The organism is Methylobacterium symbioticum, assembly GCF_902141845.1.
GTDB lineage: Bacteria > Pseudomonadota > Alphaproteobacteria > Rhizobiales > Beijerinckiaceae > Methylobacterium > Methylobacterium symbioticum.
In genome coordinates this window covers 1-18,631 of the sequence record NZ_CABFPH010000101.1, presented here as the reverse complement: position 1 = coordinate 18,631, position 18,631 = coordinate 1, and the positions used below count along the sequence as shown (strand labels likewise).

18 protein-coding genes and 3 pseudogenes are annotated in these 18,631 nt (G+C 62.3%); 13 read left to right on the top strand and 8 right to left on the bottom strand.

The window, feature by feature from the left end; all coding sequences use genetic code 11:
- Nucleotides 1-874: IS481 family transposase (locus MET9862_RS23550; protein WP_438616649.1), on the top strand; the 874-nt coding region annotated here is incomplete at its 5' end.
- A gap of 77 nt (nucleotides 875-951) precedes the next feature.
- Here the strand turns inward: MET9862_RS23550 and MET9862_RS23545 are convergent.
- The 5 genes from MET9862_RS23545 to MET9862_RS23520 form a co-directional block, all read right to left on the bottom strand.
- The gene (locus tag MET9862_RS23545; protein WP_003603269.1) at nucleotides 952-1,545 is read right to left on the bottom strand and encodes a recombinase family protein; all 594 of its coding nucleotides are present in this window, start codon (nucleotides 1,543-1,545) and stop codon (nucleotides 952-954) included.
- A gap of 481 nt (nucleotides 1,546-2,026) precedes the next feature.
- The gene (locus MET9862_RS23535) at nucleotides 2,027-2,518 is read right to left on the bottom strand and encodes a phosphate-starvation-inducible PsiE family protein (RefSeq protein WP_003603271.1); all 492 of its coding nucleotides are present in this window, start codon (nucleotides 2,516-2,518) and stop codon (nucleotides 2,027-2,029) included.
- A 114-nt stretch (nucleotides 2,519-2,632) separates the two neighbouring features.
- Entirely contained in the window at nucleotides 2,633-3,124 is a 492-nt protein-coding gene (locus MET9862_RS23530) for an Hsp20/alpha crystallin family protein (RefSeq protein WP_003603272.1), read from the bottom strand.
- Between the two features lie 19 nt (nucleotides 3,125-3,143).
- Nucleotides 3,144-3,542, bottom strand: coding sequence for an Hsp20/alpha crystallin family protein (locus MET9862_RS23525; RefSeq protein WP_003603273.1), 399 nt, complete (start codon nucleotides 3,540-3,542; stop codon nucleotides 3,144-3,146).
- A 14-nt stretch (nucleotides 3,543-3,556) separates the two neighbouring features.
- The gene (locus MET9862_RS23520; RefSeq protein ID WP_003603274.1) at nucleotides 3,557-3,982 is read right to left on the bottom strand and encodes an Hsp20/alpha crystallin family protein; all 426 of its coding nucleotides are present in this window, start codon (nucleotides 3,980-3,982) and stop codon (nucleotides 3,557-3,559) included.
- Nucleotides 3,983-4,115: 133 nt separating this feature from the next.
- Between MET9862_RS23520 and MET9862_RS23515 the strand changes: the two genes are divergently transcribed.
- The 8 genes from MET9862_RS23515 (at nucleotide 4,116) to MET9862_RS23475 (ending at nucleotide 13,662) form a co-directional block, all read left to right on the top strand.
- Entirely contained in the window at nucleotides 4,116-4,616 is a 501-nt protein-coding gene (locus MET9862_RS23515; protein WP_244612868.1) for a MarR family winged helix-turn-helix transcriptional regulator, read from the top strand.
- Nucleotides 4,617-4,630: 14 nt separating this feature from the next.
- The gene (gene ftsH, locus MET9862_RS23510) at nucleotides 4,631-6,463 is read left to right on the top strand and encodes an ATP-dependent zinc metalloprotease FtsH (protein ID WP_003603276.1); all 1,833 of its coding nucleotides are present in this window, start codon (nucleotides 4,631-4,633) and stop codon (nucleotides 6,461-6,463) included.
- Between the two features lie 63 nt (nucleotides 6,464-6,526).
- Nucleotides 6,527-9,421, top strand: coding sequence for an ATP-dependent Clp protease ATP-binding subunit (locus MET9862_RS23505; protein ID WP_003603277.1), 2,895 nt, complete (start codon nucleotides 6,527-6,529; stop codon nucleotides 9,419-9,421).
- Between the two features lie 77 nt (nucleotides 9,422-9,498).
- Entirely contained in the window at nucleotides 9,499-10,641 is a 1,143-nt protein-coding gene (locus MET9862_RS23500) for a hypothetical protein (protein ID WP_003603278.1), read from the top strand.
- Nucleotides 10,642-10,667: 26 nt separating this feature from the next.
- Nucleotides 10,668-11,333 (top strand): HdeD family acid-resistance protein, encoded by a 666-nt coding sequence (locus tag MET9862_RS23495; protein ID WP_142585248.1) that lies wholly within the window; start codon nucleotides 10,668-10,670, stop codon nucleotides 11,331-11,333.
- A gap of 192 nt (nucleotides 11,334-11,525) precedes the next feature.
- Entirely contained in the window at nucleotides 11,526-12,146 is a 621-nt protein-coding gene (locus MET9862_RS23485) for a hypothetical protein (RefSeq protein ID WP_142585247.1), read from the top strand.
- A 1-nt stretch (nucleotide 12,147) separates the two neighbouring features.
- Nucleotides 12,148-12,426 (top strand): NADH dehydrogenase ubiquinone Fe-S protein 4, encoded by a 279-nt coding sequence (locus tag MET9862_RS23480; RefSeq protein WP_003603282.1) that lies wholly within the window; start codon nucleotides 12,148-12,150, stop codon nucleotides 12,424-12,426.
- Nucleotides 12,427-12,460: 34 nt separating this feature from the next.
- A protein-coding gene (locus tag MET9862_RS23475; RefSeq protein ID WP_142585246.1) for an IS3 family transposase occupies nucleotides 12,461-13,662 on the top strand; the annotation gives its coding sequence in 2 pieces (ribosomal slippage) (nucleotides 12,461-12,713 and nucleotides 12,713-13,662; 1,203 coding nt in all).
- On the opposite strand, the gene MET9862_RS23470 is transcribed toward MET9862_RS23475, so the two are convergent.
- Together MET9862_RS23470 and MET9862_RS23465 are read right to left on the bottom strand one after the other, a co-directional pair.
- Nucleotides 13,633-14,598, bottom strand: a complete 966-nt coding sequence (locus MET9862_RS23470; protein WP_142585245.1) for an IS481 family transposase — start codon at nucleotides 14,596-14,598, stop codon at nucleotides 13,633-13,635. The genes MET9862_RS23475 and MET9862_RS23470 overlap by 30 nt on opposite strands.
- Nucleotides 14,599-14,653: 55 nt before the next feature.
- Nucleotides 14,654-15,156: pseudogene (locus tag MET9862_RS23465) on the bottom strand (IS5-like element ISMpo7 family transposase); the annotation flags it as partial.
- A gap of 108 nt (nucleotides 15,157-15,264) precedes the next feature.
- On the opposite strand from MET9862_RS23465, the pseudogene hsp20-GI reads away from it, so the two are divergent.
- The 3 genes and pseudogenes from hsp20-GI to yfdX2 form a co-directional block, all read left to right on the top strand.
- A pseudogene (gene hsp20-GI, locus MET9862_RS23460) lies at nucleotides 15,265-15,408 on the top strand (small heat shock protein sHSP20-GI); the annotation flags it as partial.
- Between the two features lie 22 nt (nucleotides 15,409-15,430).
- The gene (gene yfdX1, locus MET9862_RS23455; RefSeq protein WP_003606683.1) at nucleotides 15,431-16,345 is read left to right on the top strand and encodes a heat resistance protein YfdX1; all 915 of its coding nucleotides are present in this window, start codon (nucleotides 15,431-15,433) and stop codon (nucleotides 16,343-16,345) included.
- Between the two features lie 102 nt (nucleotides 16,346-16,447).
- Entirely contained in the window at nucleotides 16,448-17,335 is an 888-nt protein-coding gene (gene yfdX2 / locus MET9862_RS23450) for a heat resistance protein YfdX2 (RefSeq protein WP_003606681.1), read from the top strand.
- 74 nt (nucleotides 17,336-17,409) lie between these two features.
- Here yfdX2 and MET9862_RS23445 read toward each other — a convergent pair whose 3' ends face one another.
- On the bottom strand, nucleotides 17,410-17,916 hold the full coding sequence (locus MET9862_RS23445; RefSeq protein ID WP_238228939.1) for an IS5 family transposase: 507 nt from the start codon (nucleotides 17,914-17,916) through the stop codon (nucleotides 17,410-17,412).
- 17 nt (nucleotides 17,917-17,933) lie between these two features.
- On the opposite strand from MET9862_RS23445, the pseudogene MET9862_RS23440 reads away from it, so the two are divergent.
- Nucleotides 17,934-18,532 (top strand): annotated as a pseudogene (locus tag MET9862_RS23440) (IS3 family transposase); the annotation flags it as partial.
- Between the last annotated feature and the right edge of the window lie 99 nt (nucleotides 18,533-18,631).

Genomic DNA, 18,631 nt, shown 5'->3' with positions numbered 1-18,631 from the left:
TCCAGGAGCGCGTCAGGGATGTGGGGTGCTTTGCGTCGTGCCATCGGGAACCTCCTTTGGGTCCACTATGGCCGCCCACACGAAATTCCTGACAGTCCCGCGCTCCACCGTTCTCACGGTCGAGGAGGAGGCGATCATCGTCGCTTTCCGACGGCACACGCTGCTCCCGCTCGACGACTGCCTCTATGGCCTGCAACCGACGATCCCGCACCTGACCCGGTCGTCGCTGCATCGCTGTCTGGAACGGCACGGCATCAGCCGACTGCCCGAGATCGACGGCGACAAACCCAAGAAGCAGCGCTTTGCGAGTTACGCCATCGGCTACGTCCACATCGACATCGCCGAGGTCAGCACCGCTGAGGGCAAGCTCAGGCTGTTCGTGGCCATCGACCGAACCAGCAAGTTCGTCTTCGTGCGGCTGGTCGAGAGCGCCGGCAAGATGGAGGCCGCTCAGTTCCTCCGCGACTTCATCGAAGCGGTGCCTTACCGCATCCACACTGTGCTCACGGACAACGGCATTCAGTTCACGTCACGCCAGCGGGATATCTACGACAGTCAGCACATCTTCGATCGTGTCTGCGACGAGCATGGCATCGAGCACCGTCTGACCAAGGTGAACCACCCTTGGACCAACGGGCAAGTCGAGCGAATGAACCGTACGATCAAGGACGCGACGGTCAAACGCTACCACTACGACAGCCATGCTCAGCTGCGAACGCATCTGCATCTGTTCGTCGATGCCTACAACCATGCCCGCAGGCTCAAGACGCTGCGCGGCCTGACGCCCACCGAGTTCATCCTGAACGCCTGGACGAAAGAGCCCGATCGCTTCAGGCTCGATCCGTCACACCTCATCCCGGGACCGTACACCTAACGTCAAGGCGGTGCTGTCCTGGGCAGCGCGCAGCCCTGCGTCTTGGGGTCGGAACAAGCTTTGTTCCCCCAGACACGCTAAGGTCGAACGGACCGTGAACCTTCGTCGCGAACCCGCATAATGGTCTGCCTGCTGGTCGCGAACTTCCGTGCGATCGCCGAAACGCTCATCCCCGTCGTGAGATCGCCGCGCACATCTTGCTTCTGTTTATCGCTCAGCGTCGAAGGACGGCCGAGGGCCTTGCCTTCCGACTTGGCGCGCTTGAGGCCGGATTGCGTCCGCTCGATCAGCAGATCCCTTTCGAACTGGGCGACGGCGTTGAGCACGTTCATGGTCATAGTACCGGCCGAACTGGTGAGATCGGCCCCGCCGAGCGCGAGGCAATAGACCCTTACGCCCATTTCGGCCAGCGTCCTGACGGTGGTGCTGACATCGATCGCATCACGGCCGAGGCGGTCGAGCTTGGTCACGATGAGAATGTCCCCGGACTCCAGCTTGTCCATGAGCCGGGAAAAGCCACGGCGCTGCACAATGGCCGTGCTGCCGGAAACCGTCTCGGTGACGATCCGTCGCGGCTCGACGTGAAAGCCGGCGGCCTCGATTTCCTGAATCTGGTTTTCGGTGGTCTGCCCGATCGTGGAGACGCGGACATAGGCAAAGGTGCGTGGCATGAGGTCAATTTCGTCCGAATAGGCTGTCCGAAATATCTTATTTGTTCGAAATCATGTCAAGATAATTTGTGGACAGCGAGTTTTACCCCTGTACGCAATCGCTCGTTTTTGGACACGAGATGACGCCGAGTTCGAGAGCGTGTTGGTTTCAATTAGAGAGCATATGAGTGGGCCGAAAAATTGATTAGAGTTCGTCCCAAATGAACCGCGAGCCGTTCCCACGCGGACCGTCATAGGCACTCCGGGTTTAGGGATCGACTATACGCTCGGTTGTCGCGATGGAGACGCACTGTCTCGAGTGGCGTTGAAAACTGTGATGGTGCTTTGTTCGAACGCCGCCAAGTCTCCGCGGGAAGCGACGGCGCGTGGCTCGGCAAACCGACCAGCGCAACGCTCGGCATGATAAAAAATTTCTGCTAAACAATTAAGATGATGAGTGCGGCAGAGGTTGATGAAACAAGTCGAACGAAAACGCTTCGGCTCATTGATCGCCTTCGGCATTTTTAGCACCGGGCTCTTCGCGCCGGTCCTGATCGCGCACCAGCCAGTGGACTGCTCCGAGCGCAAGAGCCGCGCCCGCGAGGGCGGCAATCTTGGCTGGCTCCGTCTCGCCAAGGTCGAGGATGATAAATTTGCGCGCGATCGCGAGGAGCGCGATCAGCACGATCGTGCGGACCTGGAGAACGCCGAAGCTGCGTTCTGTCGCCACAAGAAGGGAGCGCTTGAACTCGAGCGCAATTACAACGGTGAAGATCATTCCGAACACCACCTGGAAGGTGGCGTAATCGAGCGTGTCGAACGCTCCCAAGACCAACCGGTTCACGACCTCGCGCATCAGCGCCCAAACCGACGCCACGACGATAACCGCAATGATGGCGCTGAGGACGAAAATGACGACCTGTTCGAACTTCTCGTAGAGCGTCATCGCCGACCATTGTTCACGGGTTAGCCCGGATCGTTTCAGGTCTTTCATCATTCCCCCTCGAAAGCCGCCCCGGAGAAACAGGCTCCCCGGGGCTCACCAGACGGCGTGATATCAAACGGAGCTGAGCGGACGCCGCAAACCGGCGACACCCAATGTGGCAAATCAGCCGTTCTTGACATCGATGCGCTTGATCTTCGCCTGCGCCTCGGGTGTCTGGGGCAGCTTGATCGTCAGAACCCCGTTCTTGAAGGATGCCTGCGCCTTTTCGCCATCCACACCGGGAGGGAGCGGAATTGTCCGGTAGATCGCGCCGTAGCTGCGCTCGGACAGGTAATACCCCTTCTTCTCCACCTGGCGCTCGATCTTCTTCTCCCCCTTCACAGTCAACATGTCATCGTTGACCGTCACCTCGATGTCCTTCATCTCCATGCCCGGCAGCTCGATCGACACTTCGATCGCGTTGTCGGTCTCGACCATGTCGGATTTGGCTTCGCCGCTGCCCCAGGGCCATTCGAACTGACCGACCCGGTTCCAAAAGTTCTCGAACACATGGTTCATTTCGCGCTGGAGCGTCGCGATCGGGTTGTCTTGGCTGCTCTTCGCATCTGGCGTGCTGTCCTTGCGCGCCCAGGGAATGAGGTCTTTGATCTGCATGATTGGTCTCCTTAGGTTTTCAGGCGCCCTTGACGGCGATCCTTTTCGGCTGCGCTTCAGGGGCCCGGGGGAGCGTTAAAGTTAGGACGCCTCCTCGCATCTCGGCTTCGATCCTGTCGGGGTCGAAGTCCTCGGAAAGCGTGAAGGCACGCTCGAAATCGCCCTCGCCATATTCGGCATAGGCAAGTTCGAGGTTTTTCGGCCGCACCGGGTCAACCTTGCCGCGGATCGTCAACACACGATTTTCGAGCGTGATTTCGATCGCATCGGCGGCGACCCCAGGCATTTCAAGCATCATGGAGAAACCCTGATCGGTCTCGACGATATCGGTCGACGGGCGGTAGATGCGTCCGCCGCCGGTGGTCTCAGGCGAGTCGGTCGGCGTCTTTTCGGCGGCTTGCGAAATGTCGGTGCTCATCGTTCCAGCTCCTCTCAGGCTGCCTTGATCTCGATTTTCTTCGGCTTCGTTTCCTCGGGCCGCGAGATAACGATCCACAATACGCCGTTCGCCATCCTCGCCTCGACCTTGTCATCCGAGGCCACGAACGGCAGCCGGATCGCGCGGGAAAACCTGCCGTAAACGCGTTCGTTGTGGTGCCAGCGCGCACCGTCGGGAACCTCGGGCGCCTTGCGTTCGCCCGACAGCGTCAGGACGTTGTCCTTGACCGAAATTTCAATGTCGTCCGGTTCGATGCCGGGAAGTTCAGCGGTGACTGCAACGGCCTCAGGGCCTTGCCAGACATTTACCGCCGGGAACGCCGCGCGGGACGGCGGCCAGAAACCGCGGTCGAGATCGCGCATCATGGAGCGCATCAGCGCAAAGGGATCGCTGCGGCGCAGATATGTCGGGTAGAGCATTGCTGGCCTCCTGTTGCTGATCGATACCCCCGAACCGTCGGCAAGGAGGGACCGGGCAACGGTGCCGGCCGGATGTGGGTTCGGAGAACGCCTATCAAGATAGGCCGTTCCATTTATTATGCAAGCATGTATGATGGGTGCATTGCGTTTTGGATGGGGGGCGGTTTCTCCTGTGTACCATGCAATCGGAGGAGGGATAACCATGATCTCTTCGGACATCGCGCTGATCGGGACGACGATCCACCGGGTCGCGCAGCTCATCCAGCAGCGGATCGACCAAGACATCCGCGGCAGCGGCCTGACCCGCCTGTCCTGGATGGCGGCGGCGCATGTCGAGGATGCGCCTGGGCTGACCATCGGCGATCTGGCCGACCTGCTGGAGGTCGGCCAGGCCACAGCCGGCCAGCTCGTCGATCGCATGGTCCGGGGCGGCTGGGTCGAGCGGTCGCCCTCGCCCGACGACAGGCGGGCGCAGATCGTCACGGCAACGTCGAAGGCCCGGGCGATGCTGGAGGAACTCGCGCCGCGGCAATCGGCGCTCGAACATGAAATCTTCCAGGATCTGTCGGCGGACGAAAGGCGCGCCCTGCTGGCGCTGCTCGAGCGGATCAAGGCGCGGCTCGGGCGCCAGTGAAAGGGACAAGCGGCATGGAAAGGAAGACCGAATACAACATCTGGTACTGGGTGGTGGCTTTCATAGCCGTGCTTTTCATCCAGAACCTGATCGCCGGCTGGCAATCCGTCGCGCCGATCAGCTACAGCCAGTTCGAGAAGTATCTCGCTGACGGGAAAATTTCCTTTGTCGCGGTCGGGTCAGACACGATCACAGGCACCTTCGCCGAACCGGTCGACGGCAAGAAGCAGTTCGTGACGACCGTAGTGAATCCCGCAATCCTGGAACGGATAGACCGGTCAGGTATCGAGATCACTGGCGTTCCGCAAAACACTTTTCTCGGCACGCTGATTTCCTGGGTGGCGCCAGCGCTTATCTTCTTCGGAATCTGGATGCTGCTGTTCCGCAAGTTCGCCGACAAGCAGGGCTTCGGCGGGTTCATGCAGGTCGGCCGCAGCAAGGCCAAGGTTTACATGGAAAAAGAAACCGGCGTCAGCTTCGCCGACGTGGCCGGTGTGGACGAGGCCAAGGCCGAGCTCGAGGAGGTCGTGGAGTTCCTCAAGAACCCGGCCGAATACGGAAAGCTGGGCGCACATATCCCCAAAGGCATATTGCTCGTTGGGCCGCCGGGCACCGGCAAGACGCTGCTGGCGCGCGCGGTGGCGGGTGAGGCCGGCGTGACCTTCTTTTCGATCTCGGGATCAGAGTTCGTCGAGATGTTCGTGGGCGTCGGTGCCGCGCGGGTGCGCGACCTCTTCGAGCAGGCTCGGAAATCCGCGCCGGCGATTATCTTCATCGACGAACTCGACGCTCTCGGGCGGGCGCGCTCCTCCGGCCAGGTCGCTGGCGGCCACGATGAGCGTGAGCAGACGCTGAACCAGCTTCTGACCGAGCTCGACGGCTTCGACCCATCAGTCGGCATCGTGCTGCTTGCGGCCACGAATCGCCCGGAGATTCTCGATCCGGCGCTGTTGCGGGCCGGACGCTTTGACCGGCAGGTGTTGGTGGATCGGCCGGATAAGAAGGGACGTGTGCAGATTCTTGGCGTTCACATGAAAAAGGTGAAGCTCGCCCCGGACGTCGATGCCGAGAAGGTCGCAGCGCTCACGCCCGGCTTCTCGGGCGCCGATCTTGCCAATCTCGTCAACGAGGCAGCATTGCTCGCCACGCGCCGCAAGGCCGATGCGGTGACGATGGACGACTTCAACAATGCCGTGGAGCGCATCATCGCCGGGTTGGAAAAGAAGAACCGCGTTCTGAACCCGCGCGAGCGCGAGATCGTGGCGCACCACGAGATGGGGCACGCGCTTGTGGCGATGGCTCTGCCGGGGGTGGACCCGGTGCACAAGGTCTCGATCATCCCGCGCGGAATTGGCGCGCTCGGCTACACTATCCAGCGCCCGACCGAGGACCGCTTCCTGATGACGCGGGAGGAGCTGGAGAACAAGATCGCAGTCCTGCTTGGCGGGCGCGCGGCCGAGAAGATCATCTACAATCATGTCTCGACCGGGGCGGCCGACGATCTGGTCAAGGCTACCGATATCGCCCGCGCCATGGTCGCGCGGTACGGGATGGACGAAGACCTCGGGCATGTCAGCTACGACACCGATCGGCCAGGCTTTCTCGGCACCGGCGACCAGTCGTCGTGGCTGAACCGCCGCTACAGCGAGGCCACTGCCGAGCGGATGGACTCGAAGGTGCGCGACATCGTGGATGGCGTGTTCAAGCGCACCCTCTCGCTTCTCGAAGCCAACCGGGCGCTGCTCGAGCAATCCGCGCAGGATCTCCTGCAACGCGAGACACTGGACGAGCCCGATCTGGTGGCAATTGGGTCCAAGGTGAAAAGAACGGAAGCGGTCGCTGCGTAACACTGTCACTGGCGCAGATGATTGGCGGACAACCCTGACTGGATAAAGAAACGGAGAAGACGAATGGCAAACGGAGCTTGCGATATTTGCGGTCGCCCGGCGACGGCGCGCGTGCGCGCCTCGGTGAACGGCAGGGTTCAGAACATGGAGCTGTGCGATCAGCACTACAGCGAAATAGCGCGCCGGTCGGGTCGCAGCGCCTCACCGCTGGAGTCCCTGTTCGGGCGGCGTTCCCTTCTTGACGAATTCTTCGGCGAGAGCGGTTTCGGCAGCCTCTTTGGTGACAGTCCGCTGCGAGGCGGCACGCTCGGCTCTATGGGTGATGGCGATGACGCTGTCGTCGACGCCACTTTCGGCGAGGGCGCGCCGCGGCGTGGATCGCGGCGCGGCGGCGGACGCACCATCGCCGACCGGCTGAGCGAACAGGGCAACAAGCTGCTGCAGGATGCAGCACAGAAGGCCGGGGAATTCGGGCGCAGCGAGGTCGACACCGAACATCTGCTTCTGGCATTGACCCCGTCTGACGTCGTCAAGACGATCCTGGAACAGTTCAAGGTCGATGTGGATGATCTGCGGCGCCAGATCGAGAAGGAAGCGAAGCGTGGAGACGCCAAGACGGAGGGTGAAATCGGCGTAAGCCCTCGCCTGAAGGACGCGCTGAACCGGGCCTTCATCGCCTCGAACGAACTCGGCCATTCCTATGTCGGTCCCGAGCACCTTCTGATCGGACTTGCCGAGGAAGGTGAAGGCCTGGCCGCGGCGATGCTGCGCAAGCTGGGGTTGACGCCGCAGGCGCTGCGTCAGCAGGTGACGAAGGTGGTCGGCAAGGGAGCCGAGGAAGGCCGCGTCGAGACTCCGTCGAACACCCCCGATCTCGACCAGTTCAGCCGTGACCTGACGAAGCTCGCCCGCGATGGCAAGCTCGATCCCGTCATCGGCCGCGCCCGCGAGATCGAGACGACGATCGAAGTGCTGGCCCGCCGGAAAAAGAACAACCCGGTGCTGATCGGCGAGCCCGGCGTGGGCAAGACCGCCATCGTCGAGGGACTTGCACAACGGATCGTCGCGGGCGAAGTGCCCGAGGCGCTGCGCGACAAGCGGCTGGTCGAGCTCAACATCAACTCGATGGTGGCCGGGTCGAAGTATCGCGGCGAGTTCGAGGAGCGAGTCCAGAAGATCCTCAAGGAGATCACCGAGGAGAAGGACAGCCTGATCCTGTTCATCGACGAGATGCACACCATCGTCGGCGCCGGCCAGGGCGGTGGCGAAGGTGGTCTCGACATCGCCAACACCTTCAAGCCGGCGCTGGCGCGGGGCGAGCTGAACCTGATCGGCGCGACGACGCTCAACGAGTACCAGAAATACATCGAGAAGGACGCGGCGCTCGAGCGACGGTTCCAGCCGGTTTATGTGGACGAGCCCACGGTCGCACAGACGATCATGATTCTGCGCGGGCTGCGCGACACGCTCGAAAGCCACCACAAGGTGACGATCACCGACGAGGCGATCATCGCCGCCGCGGAGCTTTCGGATCGCTATATCACCGGTCGCTTCATGCCCGACAAGGCGATCGACCTGATCGACCAGGCCGCGGCGCGGGTGAAGATCTCGGCCACTGCGCGGCCCGTGGACGTGCAGGAGCTCGAAGCCGAGGTCGCGCAGATCAAGCGCGAACAGGACTATGCCGCAGCCCGCAAGCAATTCGACCGAGCAGCGGAACTGAAGAAGGAACTCGAGCAGAAGCAGAAGGAGCTTGACGAGCTTCTGGAGATCTGGAAGCGCGACCAGGCTTCGGCGACCGCCGAGGTGCGCGCCGATCATGTCGCGCAGATCGTCTCCAAGATCACCGGCGTTCCGGTCACGGAGCTGACCGCCGAGGAGAAGGACAAGCTCCTGAAGCTCGAGGAGAAGCTGCACGAGCGCGTCATTGGCCAGGAAGAAGCGATCCGCGCCGTGGCCGATGCGGTGCGCCTGGCGCGTGCGGGTCTGCGCGAAGGTTCCGGTCCGACCGCGACCTTCCTGTTCCTCGGGCCGACCGGGGTTGGCAAGACGGAACTGGCCAAGACGCTCGCCGAGGTAATCTTCGGCGATCAGGACGCGATGATCCGTATCGACATGTCGGAGTATGGCGAGCGCCACTCGGTTGCCCGGTTGGTTGGCGCACCTCCGGGCTACGTCGGATACGACGAAGGCGGGCAGCTGACGGAGAAGGTGCGCCGTCGGCCCTACTCGGTCGTGCTCCTCGACGAGATCGAAAAGGCGCATCCCGATGTCTACAACATCCTGCTTCAGGTTTTCGACGATGGCCGCCTGACAGATGGCAAGGGCCGCGTGGTGGACTTCACTAACACCATCATCATCGCCACCTCGAACCTCGGTTCGGACATCATCCAGCGCAACCTCACGAAACGCGGCAGCAGGGAGTTCGACGAGGCCAAGCAGAAATCCGAACTGATGGAGGTGTTGCGCGGTCATTTCCGGCCAGAGTTCATCAACCGGATCGATGAGATCATCGTCTTCCATTCGCTGAACCAGTCGGAGATCCGCCAGATCGTCGAGTTGCAGCTGAACCGGGTGAAACGGACCGCCCTCGGCCAGGGCGTCGAACTCGAATTCGACGTGAGCGTCGTGGATCACTTCGGCGCGGTCGGCTTCCGCCCCGAATTCGGCGCCCGCGAGCTGCGCCGGCTGATCCGGTCGGAGTTGGAGACCGAGTTGGCCCGCGAGATGCTCTCCGGGCGGATCGAGGATGGTGACAAGGTCCGCGTCGCCTGGTCGGAAGACGAACAGAGGGTCGTGTTCGAAAAGATCGTAAAGGACACCGGTGACGACAGCCCGGACGATCAGGCCAAGGCCGGGATCGAGGAGCCCAGCGAAGTTGCCGAAAACAAGACGGACGTTCCAAAGCCCAGCGTTGAGGATGAGGTGCAGTCCAAGGACGACAAGTCCGCCGAGTGACAGCGCAAAAGACTGGCCCGGCGCGATATCGGTCGCGCCGGACCATCTCTTCGGAGAGTTATAGGAAGGTCCACGGCATGAACGTCATTAGATCATTCCGCAATCTCGACCGGCACGGCCAACAGCGCGCGCCTGAGGTCATCGAGGAGGAGGTGCGGCAACTTGAACCGCACCTTGCGCGCTTTCGCGAGGATCTGGTCCGGCTCGAAGTCGTTGCCTCGCAGACGAGGGGCAAGAAGCGCATCAAAGTCAGCCTGCGCCTGCAACTGCCGTCGGGCGTGATCGCGGCGCGGGAAGAGGGATTCGAGATCGAGCCTGTCCTGCGCAAGGCCTTTGCCGACCTGCGCCACCAGGTCGATCGGCATGTGGCGCGCCTCAAGCACGAGCCTGAATACAAGCGTCCCGCCCGCCGGCGCCGGATCGGCGCCCCGCTGCCGCCCGCGCGGGATGCGGCGGAAGCGGACCGGCGCCAGCTCTTCTTTGACCTGATCGAGGATCATCTCGATACGATCTATGACACCGTCAGGCGCGAGTTGACCTATCTCGAATGCAGCGGATCGGTACCGGAGGGATATCTGAGCGTTCGCGGTCTCTTCGATGCGACGATCCTCAAGGGGCTGGCCCGCTTCGAGGATCGGCCTTCGGAGTTTTCCGTCGGCGACTGGCTGAAACGGCTGGCTTTTGAGACCATCGAGGAAGAATCCCGCGCCGCCCGCCGCGCCGTGCCTGAGGATGCCGCCTCCATCGAGGCGGAACCCGAGGCCCCGGCGGAGGATCCGACCGAGGCGGATCAGGCGATGTTCGAGTTCTACCAGCCCGACGAAGTGCTGATGCTGGAGGACCTCCTCGCCGACGACGGCGGCACAGACCCCGAGAGCCAAGCGGATCGGCATAAGATCGCCATGGTGCTGCACCGGGCAATCGCCGATCTTCCGTCGGTCGAACGCCGCGTTCTCTATCGGCTCCACCTCGACAACGCTACGATCGCGGAGACGGCAGACCTTTTCGGCCTGACCGAGACAGTGGTCGCCGAGATCGCAGAAAATGCGGGCGCGACACTACGCGCGAGGCTTGCCGAAGCCGGGTTGGTCAGAGATCCATCAGGCCGCGCGCCCATCGAACGGGAAATCGCTCACACGCGGCGTCTGCCTCAGCCGATCGAGGATCGCCGCCGCGTGGCCGCCGCCCTAACCGGCGAGGAGGCCGGCTCCGACACCTGACATGGAACTGAATAGGAGATCGACCAATGACCATAGCCTCTGAAAACCCGACTGATAAGATGCAGGACATGCTGTGCAGCCTGTCCCGGAATTGGTGGGCATTCGTGTTACGCGGCGTGCTCGCATTGATCATCGCAGTGCTAGCCTTCGTCATGCCTGCGGAAGCGCTTCTGGCGCTCACGCTGGTCTTCGGCGCGTTCGCCTTTGCCGACGGCGTGTTCGGCCTCGTCGCCGCGATACGTAACATCCGCAAGGGCAAACGCTGGGGCTGGCTGATGTTCAGCGGCATTCTGGGCATCGCCACGGGCGTCGTCGTGGTTGTCTCGCCTTTTGTCGCGACGCTTGTGCTTGCGACATTCCTCTGGGCCAGCATCGCATTCTGGTCCGTGTTCTCGGGTGCCCTCGAGATCGCGGCAGCGATCCGCCTGCGAAAGGAAATCAACGGCGAAATCTGGCTGATCCTGAGCGGCCTTCTCTCGGTCGTTCTCGGTGTCGTCGTGACCTGGATGCTGCTGACGCGCCCGGTCGAAAGCTTCCTCGCGCTCGGCTGGCTGATCGGCTTCTACGCCGCGGTCTTCGGGGTGATGATGATCCTCCTCGGGCTACGGCTTCGCAAGGCGGATCGTTCGGACGGTGCGGCCTTCGATGACGCTCCCCATCGGCAAAGGCGTGAGGTGCCCTGTGGTGGATGACGGGCGACTTGCCGGCGAGGAGGACGATTTCACCCGATGGGACGAAACGATCTTCGACCGTTGCCTGAGCACCGGCTTCAATCCGTTCGGCAGCGGTCCGACGCCAATCTTCCTGCGGCACCGGGACGCAGAGGCGCCGGACGCCGATGCAAAGCCGTGCATGCCACCTGGCACCGAAAATGCGAGGTGCTGATGTCGAACCGCCTGCCTGACTTGGCATTTGCTGCTGCGGCCGCTGCCTTGGGCATCGGCATCGTTTTCGTTTTTCGTTCGATGTATCTTGCCGAAGACATACTGCCTTTCGCGCAGGAGATGACGCTCATCTTCCTCGGCGCTGTCGTGACGATCATTCTGACCGCGGCGCTTCTCAATCGCCAGACCGATCTCGAGCTTCGCAAGGAAGGAAGGGTCATCATCCTCCAGCAGCAATGCGACATTTACATGGCCTGCATCGAGAAGGTCGCAGAGATCGTGGAAACCGCAAGGCACGATGCGAAGCTGATCGATGAACTGCGTGTTCTCAGCCACAAGCTGGCTGTGGTCGCGAGTGCAGGGGTCGTGTCCAGCTTCGAGCAGGTACTGGAGAGCTTGCAGTCCGGTTTTGCTGACGGCACGCTCTCGGACGGGGACGGAGAGGGCGTGATGAATGCCGTCGCCGATCTCACGATAGCGATGCGGTCGGACGTCCTGCACGCTGCTGCCTTTCCTTCGCAGAACACCGAACGCGCCGTTCGCCTGAATTCGAGGCGAATGGAAAAACTCGGCGATCTCGAACGTCACCTTCTCGTATCCACCGACTCCCGGGAGAACTGATATGCGCGGCCATAATCGCCCACCATTCCCGCCGAAAATTCCCGGAACCGATCTGCCATCCTGGGACGTTCCGACGGCAATCATCTACCGTCCTGCCCGTTCCGCGATGACATCGGCGCCTCGGCCCAACTACTGGGTCCTCGAGTTCGAGCCGTCCCGGCCGCCGCAGATCGAGCCGCTGATGGGATACACGTCCAGCGGCGATCCCTATCGTCCGATCCGGCTGAAGTTTCCGGATCGCGACAGCGCTGACCTGCCACTGAGTTTTTCCTCCATCTGAGATTAGAGTCCGGCCTCGATTGAAGGACGGACAGATGAAGCGGAAGCGGTTCACTGAAGAGCAGATCATCGCCGTTCTGCGCGAGCATGAGGCGGGTGCGAAGGCGGGCGATCTGGCCCGCAAGCACGGTGTCAGCGAGGCGACGCTGTATAACTGGAAGGCCAAGTATGGCGGGATGGACGTGTCCGACGCCAAGCGCCTGAAGGCCTTGGAAGACGAGAACGCGAAGCTGAAGAAGCTGCTGGCCGACCAAATGCTGGAAGCCTCGGCACTTCGCGAGCTTCTGTCAAAAAAATGGTAGGGCCCGCCGCCAAGCGCGAAGCCGTCGCGCATCTGCAGGCCGTCATGGGCCTGTCGGAGCGTCGGGCCTGTTCCTTCGTCGGTGCCGATCGCAAGATGATCCGCTACAGGTCATGCCGTCCGCCGGAGACGGAGTTGCGCGGCAAGCTGCGTGACCTCGCAAACGAGCGCCGGCGTTTCGGCTACCGGCGCCTGTTCGTCCTGCTGCGGCGGGAGGGCGAGACGTCTGGCGTCAACCGCATCTACCGGCTCTACCGCGAGGAGGGCCTGACGGTGCGCAAGCGCCGGGCGCGGCGACGCGCGGTGGGCACGCGGGCGCCGATCCTGGTCGAGGCAAGGGCGAACGCGCGCTGGTCGCTGGACTTCGTGCACGATCAGTTCGCCTGCGGGCGGCGCTTCCGTGTGCTCAACATCGTCGATGACGTGACGCGCGAATGCCTGGCAGCGATCCCGGACACGTCGATCTCCGGTCGCCGCGTTGCTCGTGAGCTGACGGACCTGATCTCCCGACGCGGCAAGCCGGGCATGATCGTCTCCGACCACGGCACGGAGTTCACCTCGAACGCGATCCTCGCCTGGTCGAAGGATCATCGCGTCGAGTGGCACTACATCGCGCCCGGAAAGCCCATGCAGAATGGCTACGTCGAGAGCTTCAACGGCCGGATGCGCGATGAGCTCTTGAACGAGAGCCTGTTCTTCGGCCTCGACCACGCCCGCAGCGCCATCGCCGAATGGAGGCAGGACTTCAACACCGCGAGACCGCACTCCTCGCTCGGATACCAGACCCCGGCGGCCTTCGCCGGAACCCTTACCGCAACCGGCTCCGACGCTTCGCTCGATAAGGGCTTCGCGTCTCCGCCCGTTGCTCAACCCGCGCCCAACGGCGTAACAGAAACGGTCGAGACTCTAGGTGTATGGTCCCGGGATGAGGTGTGACGGGTCGAGCCTGAAGCGTTCGGGCTCTTTCGTCCAGACCTGAAGGACATGCTCGTAGGGCGTGAGACCGCGCAGGGTCTTCAGCCGGCGGGCATAGTTGTAGGCGTCCACGAACAGCTGCAGGTGCACCCGGAGCTGTTCGTGCGTGTCGTAGTGGTAGCGCTTGACCGTGGCGTCCTTGATGGTGCGGTTCATCCGCTCGACCTGACCGTTGGTCCAAGGGTGGTTAGGCTTGGTCAGACGATGCTCGATGCCGTGCTCGTGGCAGACGCGATCGAACATGTGCCGGCTGTAGAGGGCTGTCGGGCCTGAGCGGTTGCGCGGGGCATGGCAGAATTGCACCCCGTTGTCGGTCAGCACCGTGTGGATCTTGTACGGCACGAACGCGACCAGCGCGCGGAGGAAGTCCGATGCGGTGTAGCGGTTGGCCTCCGTCTCCAGCTTGGCGAAAGCCAGCTTCGAGGTTCGGTCGATGGCGACGAACAGGTAGAGCTTGCCTTCTTCTGTCCTGACCTCTGCGATATCGATGTGCATGTAGCCGATGGGGTAATCGGCGAAACGCTTCTTCTTGGGCTTGTCGCCCTCCATCTCCGGTAGGCGGCTGATGCCGTGCCGCTCAAGGCAACGGTGTAGCGACGAACGGGTCAGGTGCGGGATCGTGGGCTGCAGGCCATAGAGACAGTCATCCAGCGGCAACAGGGTGTGCCGCCGGAAGGCCACGATGACCGCCTCCTCCTCTGGGGTCAGAACCGTCGACCGAGCTTCTTTCGGCCCCATGGCGGCATCTGCTGTCGTCTGCCGAGTTCGCCACTTCTGGATCGTCGTCGGGCTGACGCCGTAGCGCTTGGCCGCCGCTCTCACACTCTCTTGACGTAGCTGTATTGCGCGACGGATCGCCTCCGTCGTGCGGGCGCTGCCGTGGAGAATTTGGCCCATAGCGCATCCCTCGCAGCATGGTGGTCAACCGTACCACCACACCGTGGGATCAAACAGCCAGACGGCGGATGCGGCCGGGCGCCTCGGCCAGTACGGCTGGCGCGGTCGTCACGTCGCTGGCGTTGCCTGGCGTCAGCAGAAGGACGCCGGGGCGACCGAGGACGTCGGTGAGCGCGTGGACCTTGGTCGTCTGGCCGCCGCGCGACGGGCCGATGGCCTGCGTGCGAGCCCCCCTTTGCCACCGTGGGCGGAGCGGTGGGCCCGGACATAGGTGCTGTCGAGGGCGGCCGCGTCCCCAGCCCATCCAGCCTTGGCCAGGGCGGCCAGCATCGCGCGCCAGAAGCCGCGGCGGGACCACCTGTTGAAGCGGTTGTAGACCGTGGTGGACGGGCCGTAGGTATCCGGGCAGTCGCACCAGCGGCAGCCTGCGGTGATCACGTGCAGGATGCCGGAGATGATCCGCCGGTCGTCCTTGCGCTCGGGTCCGGGCTGATTGCGGGGCAGGAACGGCTCGATCACCGCCCACTGCTCATCCGAGAGCCAGAACAGATCCGCCACCGCCGCCTCCGCGCTGCAAACGGCAGCCTCGAATCATAAAACTACAGCCCACGCAACACCTTGATGCGGTTTTGACCCTAATCGCCGCTGGATGAAAGTTCAGTGGCAGGTCACTTTGTGCGCAGCTTTGTCTTGCCTGACAACGTTGATCCGACCAAGGTGACGGCTTCGATGAAAGACGGCGCGCTGGAAGTGCGGCTTGTCAAGGCCGAGCAAGCCAAACCGAAACAGATTGAAATCTCAGTCAACTAACTTTAATTAGGAGCCCAAGATCATGAATATCAAACAGCCCCAATCAACCTTCTCCGCACTTGCCCTGGCGGTCGTCGTCGGACTTAGCGGACCGGCTCAGGCCCAATCGGCGGCAGGTTCTAGCCCAGGTGCTGCAGCACCCTCTGCCGCATCCAAGGCGGCGCAGCCACAGGTAGATGACAAGGCCGCCCGGGAAGCCGAAAAAAAGCGTGCTGAGCTCACTCAGGACGCCATCACGGCGCTCACCAAGACCCAGGAGGCTTTGACACTCCTTGATGCAAAGAAGACCAAGGAGGCGCTCGCTGCGCTGGAACTGGCCAGCGGAAAGCTGGAACTGGTATTGGCACGCGACGCCAAACTTGCTTTGGCGCCGGTCGATGTACGCGTCATCACCCACGATATCCACGCCAACGTGGAAACGGTGAAGAAAGCGGTCAAGTTGTCTCGGGAGTTGTTGGGTGATGGCGAGGTGCAAAAGGCCCGGCCCATCGTCGCCAATCTGGCCAGCGAAATCGTGATCGAAACCGACAACCTGCCGATGGCAACGTACCCGGCAGCGATCAAGTCGGCCGCACGGCTCATCGACAGCGGCAAGATCGACGACGCCAAGGCGGAACTCGCCCGAGCACTGAACACGCTGGTGGTGACCTCGGTCGCCTTTCCTCTGCCCGTGCTACGGGCTGAAGCCGCGATGGCAAAAGCTGAAAAGCTGGCCGAGACCGACAAGCGCGATGCCAAGCAGAACGAGGAGCTCAGCACCTTGCTGTCGTCCGTGCGCACGGAGATCGAGATGGCGCAGATCCTGGGTTATGGCAAGAAGGCGGATTTCAAACCCATCTTCGATCAGGTGGAGTCCATTGAGCAAAAGTCGGCTGGTGGCAAAAGCGGCAAGGGATGGTTCGACGAGTTGAAGACGCGCCTCCAAAAGCTGTTTTGAGGTGATGAAGGGGCCGACTGTTCGGTCGGTCAGTCTCGCGATGTTCGCAGTCAGCCCCAATAGATTCGCCTATTTTCACTAACTCATACGAGGCATATCACCATGAATGAGCAAACATCGAATCCCAATGCGACGAACAAAGAAATAAACGAACAGGCCGCGGTAAGCAGCCTTCCTGTCAGTCCAGAGGCCAAGCCTGAAGTCGTCACGGAGGTACAGCCTGAGGTTCAGAAGGAAACGGGCTCGCAGGCGGCAGACAAACGTAAACAAGTCCTCGATGAGGCCGTCTCGGCCTTGGCGCTGACCAAATCAGCGCTGGCCGCACTTGACGGCAAGGACGCTGCACGCGCATTGGCAATGCTGGCCGAAGTGACTGGAAAGCTGGAGCTGATTGTTGCGCGCGAACCCACGCTTGCCCTGGCCCCCGTTGATGTGCGCACCATCGTGCACGACTTGTTCGCCAACACGGAAACCATTGAGGCGATGACCGACGAGGCGCTGGATGCCCTCAAACATGGCGAGGTGCAACAGGCACGTCACGTGCTGGCTTTGCTGGCCAGTGAAATCGTGATCGCGGTCACCAACATCCCTCTGGCGTCCTATCCCGCAGCCGTGAAGTCAGTCGTGCCGCTGATCGATCAGGGCAAGATTGAAGAAGCCAAAGCCGCGCTGCAGGCAGCGCTCAGCACGCTGGTCGAGACGCGCAGCGTGCATCCGCTGCCCGCCCTGCGCGCCAGGCTGCTCCTGAAGCGCGCCGAGACCTTGGTAGAAGATGGTCAGCGGAGCGAAGCGTCCAATGAGCGCCTGGAGACATTCTTGAACGAAGCGCGGCAGCAGTTGGAAATGGCAGAACTGCTGGGCTATGGAAAGAAGAAGGACTTTGAGCCCCTGTATGCTGAACTCAGGAAAGTCAAGCAAAAGACGGCTGGGGGAGGCGGCGGAAAAGGCTGGCTCGATGAAATCAAGGCAAAGCTGTCCAAGTTGTTCTGAAACCGCTGGATAGGGCGTAAGAGGGGCGCGTCGCGCCCCTCTCTTTGCTCAGGAGTGTATGCTTTTTCACCCCATTAGGCCGCGTGGACGAACCTGATCCATAAGCGGATGCAGCCGAGCAGGGCGAAGCCGAGAAAGCTGGAAGCGGTGTGGTCGTAGCGGGTGGCCACGCGGCGGCAGTTCTTGAGACGGTTGATGAAGCACTCGATGCGGGAACGCAGGGCGTAGAGGCGTCGGTTGACGCTGTGCTGCACCTTGCGGCTCCGCTTGGTCGGGATCTCCGGCTGGGCCCCCCGGTCGCGCGCATCCTGCCGCAGGCGGTCACTGTCGTAGCCCCTGTCACCGAGCAGCACGCCGGGATCGCTGTCGCGCTCGGCCATGAGGTCGTCATAGGCGATTAGGTCGTGGGCCTCGCCGGGCGTCAGCACGACGCTGATGGGCAGGCCATCGGCATTGGCACGCAGGTGGAGCTTGGTCGAGAAGCCGCCGCGCGAGCGGCCGAGAGCCTGACTTTGGGTCCCCCCCTTCCTCCTGACCTGACCGGCTGGCTTTGGACCGGGCTGATTGAGAGGATCAGCCAGGACTGAAGGAGCTGGACATGAAGCGAGGTCAGAAGGCGGGTGCTGAGCAGGTGGTGCTGAAGCTGCGCCAGATTGAGGTGCAGACGGCTCAGGGTAAGAGTTTGGCGATAGCGTGCCGGGAGGCGGAGATCTCCGAACAGAGTTATTATCGCTGGCGCAAGGAGTACGGCGGCCTGCAGATCGACCAAGCCCGTCGGATGAAGGATCTGGAGCGCGAGAACGCTCGATTGCGCCGGCTCGTGGCTGACTTGTCCCTGGAGAAGCAGGTGCTGGCGGACGTCGCCGCGGGAAACTTATAGCCCCGGAGCGACGCCGGCAGGCAGTCGACGGCATTCGTGAGAAGTATGGTCTCTCAGAACGCCATGCCTGCCGGATCGTTGGCCAGCACCGGGGCACGCAACGCTACGTGCCCACCGTGCCAGCTGACGAGGATACGCTGACCCGCGCCATCATCGCCCTGGCGTCTGAGTACGGACGCTACGGCTACCGCCGCGTCACCGCGCTGCTGCAGGCAGCTGGGTGGCAGGTGGGCAAGGACCGGGTTCAGCGGATCTGGCGTCGTGAGGGGCTCAAGGTCCCGCAAAAGCATCGACCACGCAGCCGGCTGTGGTTGAACTGGGATTGCCCCGGTTTGATGGACACCGAGATCGCTTTCGCGTGAGGTGTTTGCCCGATGCCCAAGACCCGCCCCGCATACCCCGCCGAGTTCCGGCGG

What these genes read in the sequence shown, in the direction of transcription:
- MET9862_RS23505 (WP_003603277.1), top strand. Translation starts at nt 6,527, where the DNA reads ATGGCAAACGGAGCTTGCGATATTTGCGGTCGCCCGGCGACGGCGCGC.
- MET9862_RS23545 (WP_003603269.1), bottom strand. Translation starts at nt 1,545, where the DNA reads ATGCCACGCACCTTTGCCTATGTCCGCGTCTCCACGATCGGGCAGACC.
- MET9862_RS23480 (WP_003603282.1), top strand. Translation starts at nt 12,148, where the DNA reads ATGCGCGGCCATAATCGCCCACCATTCCCGCCGAAAATTCCCGGAACC.
- MET9862_RS23535 (WP_003603271.1), bottom strand. Translation starts at nt 2,518, where the DNA reads ATGAAAGACCTGAAACGATCCGGGCTAACCCGTGAACAATGGTCGGCG.
- MET9862_RS23485 (WP_142585247.1), top strand. Translation starts at nt 11,526, where the DNA reads ATGTCGAACCGCCTGCCTGACTTGGCATTTGCTGCTGCGGCCGCTGCC.
- MET9862_RS23470 (WP_142585245.1), bottom strand. Translation starts at nt 14,598, where the DNA reads ATGGGCCAAATTCTCCACGGCAGCGCCCGCACGACGGAGGCGATCCGT.
- MET9862_RS23520 (WP_003603274.1), bottom strand. Translation starts at nt 3,982, where the DNA reads ATGCTCTACCCGACATATCTGCGCCGCAGCGATCCCTTTGCGCTGATG.
- MET9862_RS23525 (WP_003603273.1), bottom strand. Translation starts at nt 3,542, where the DNA reads ATGAGCACCGACATTTCGCAAGCCGCCGAAAAGACGCCGACCGACTCG.
- MET9862_RS23515 (WP_244612868.1), top strand. Translation starts at nt 4,116, where the DNA reads ATGGGTGCATTGCGTTTTGGATGGGGGGCGGTTTCTCCTGTGTACCAT.
- ftsH (WP_003603276.1), top strand. Translation starts at nt 4,631, where the DNA reads ATGGAAAGGAAGACCGAATACAACATCTGGTACTGGGTGGTGGCTTTC.
- yfdX2 (WP_003606681.1), top strand. Translation starts at nt 16,448, where the DNA reads ATGAATGAGCAAACATCGAATCCCAATGCGACGAACAAAGAAATAAAC.
- MET9862_RS23530 (WP_003603272.1), bottom strand. Translation starts at nt 3,124, where the DNA reads ATGCAGATCAAAGACCTCATTCCCTGGGCGCGCAAGGACAGCACGCCA.
- MET9862_RS23500 (WP_003603278.1), top strand. Translation starts at nt 9,499, where the DNA reads ATGAACGTCATTAGATCATTCCGCAATCTCGACCGGCACGGCCAACAG.
- MET9862_RS23495 (WP_142585248.1), top strand. Translation starts at nt 10,668, where the DNA reads ATGACCATAGCCTCTGAAAACCCGACTGATAAGATGCAGGACATGCTG.
- yfdX1 (WP_003606683.1), top strand. Translation starts at nt 15,431, where the DNA reads ATGAATATCAAACAGCCCCAATCAACCTTCTCCGCACTTGCCCTGGCG.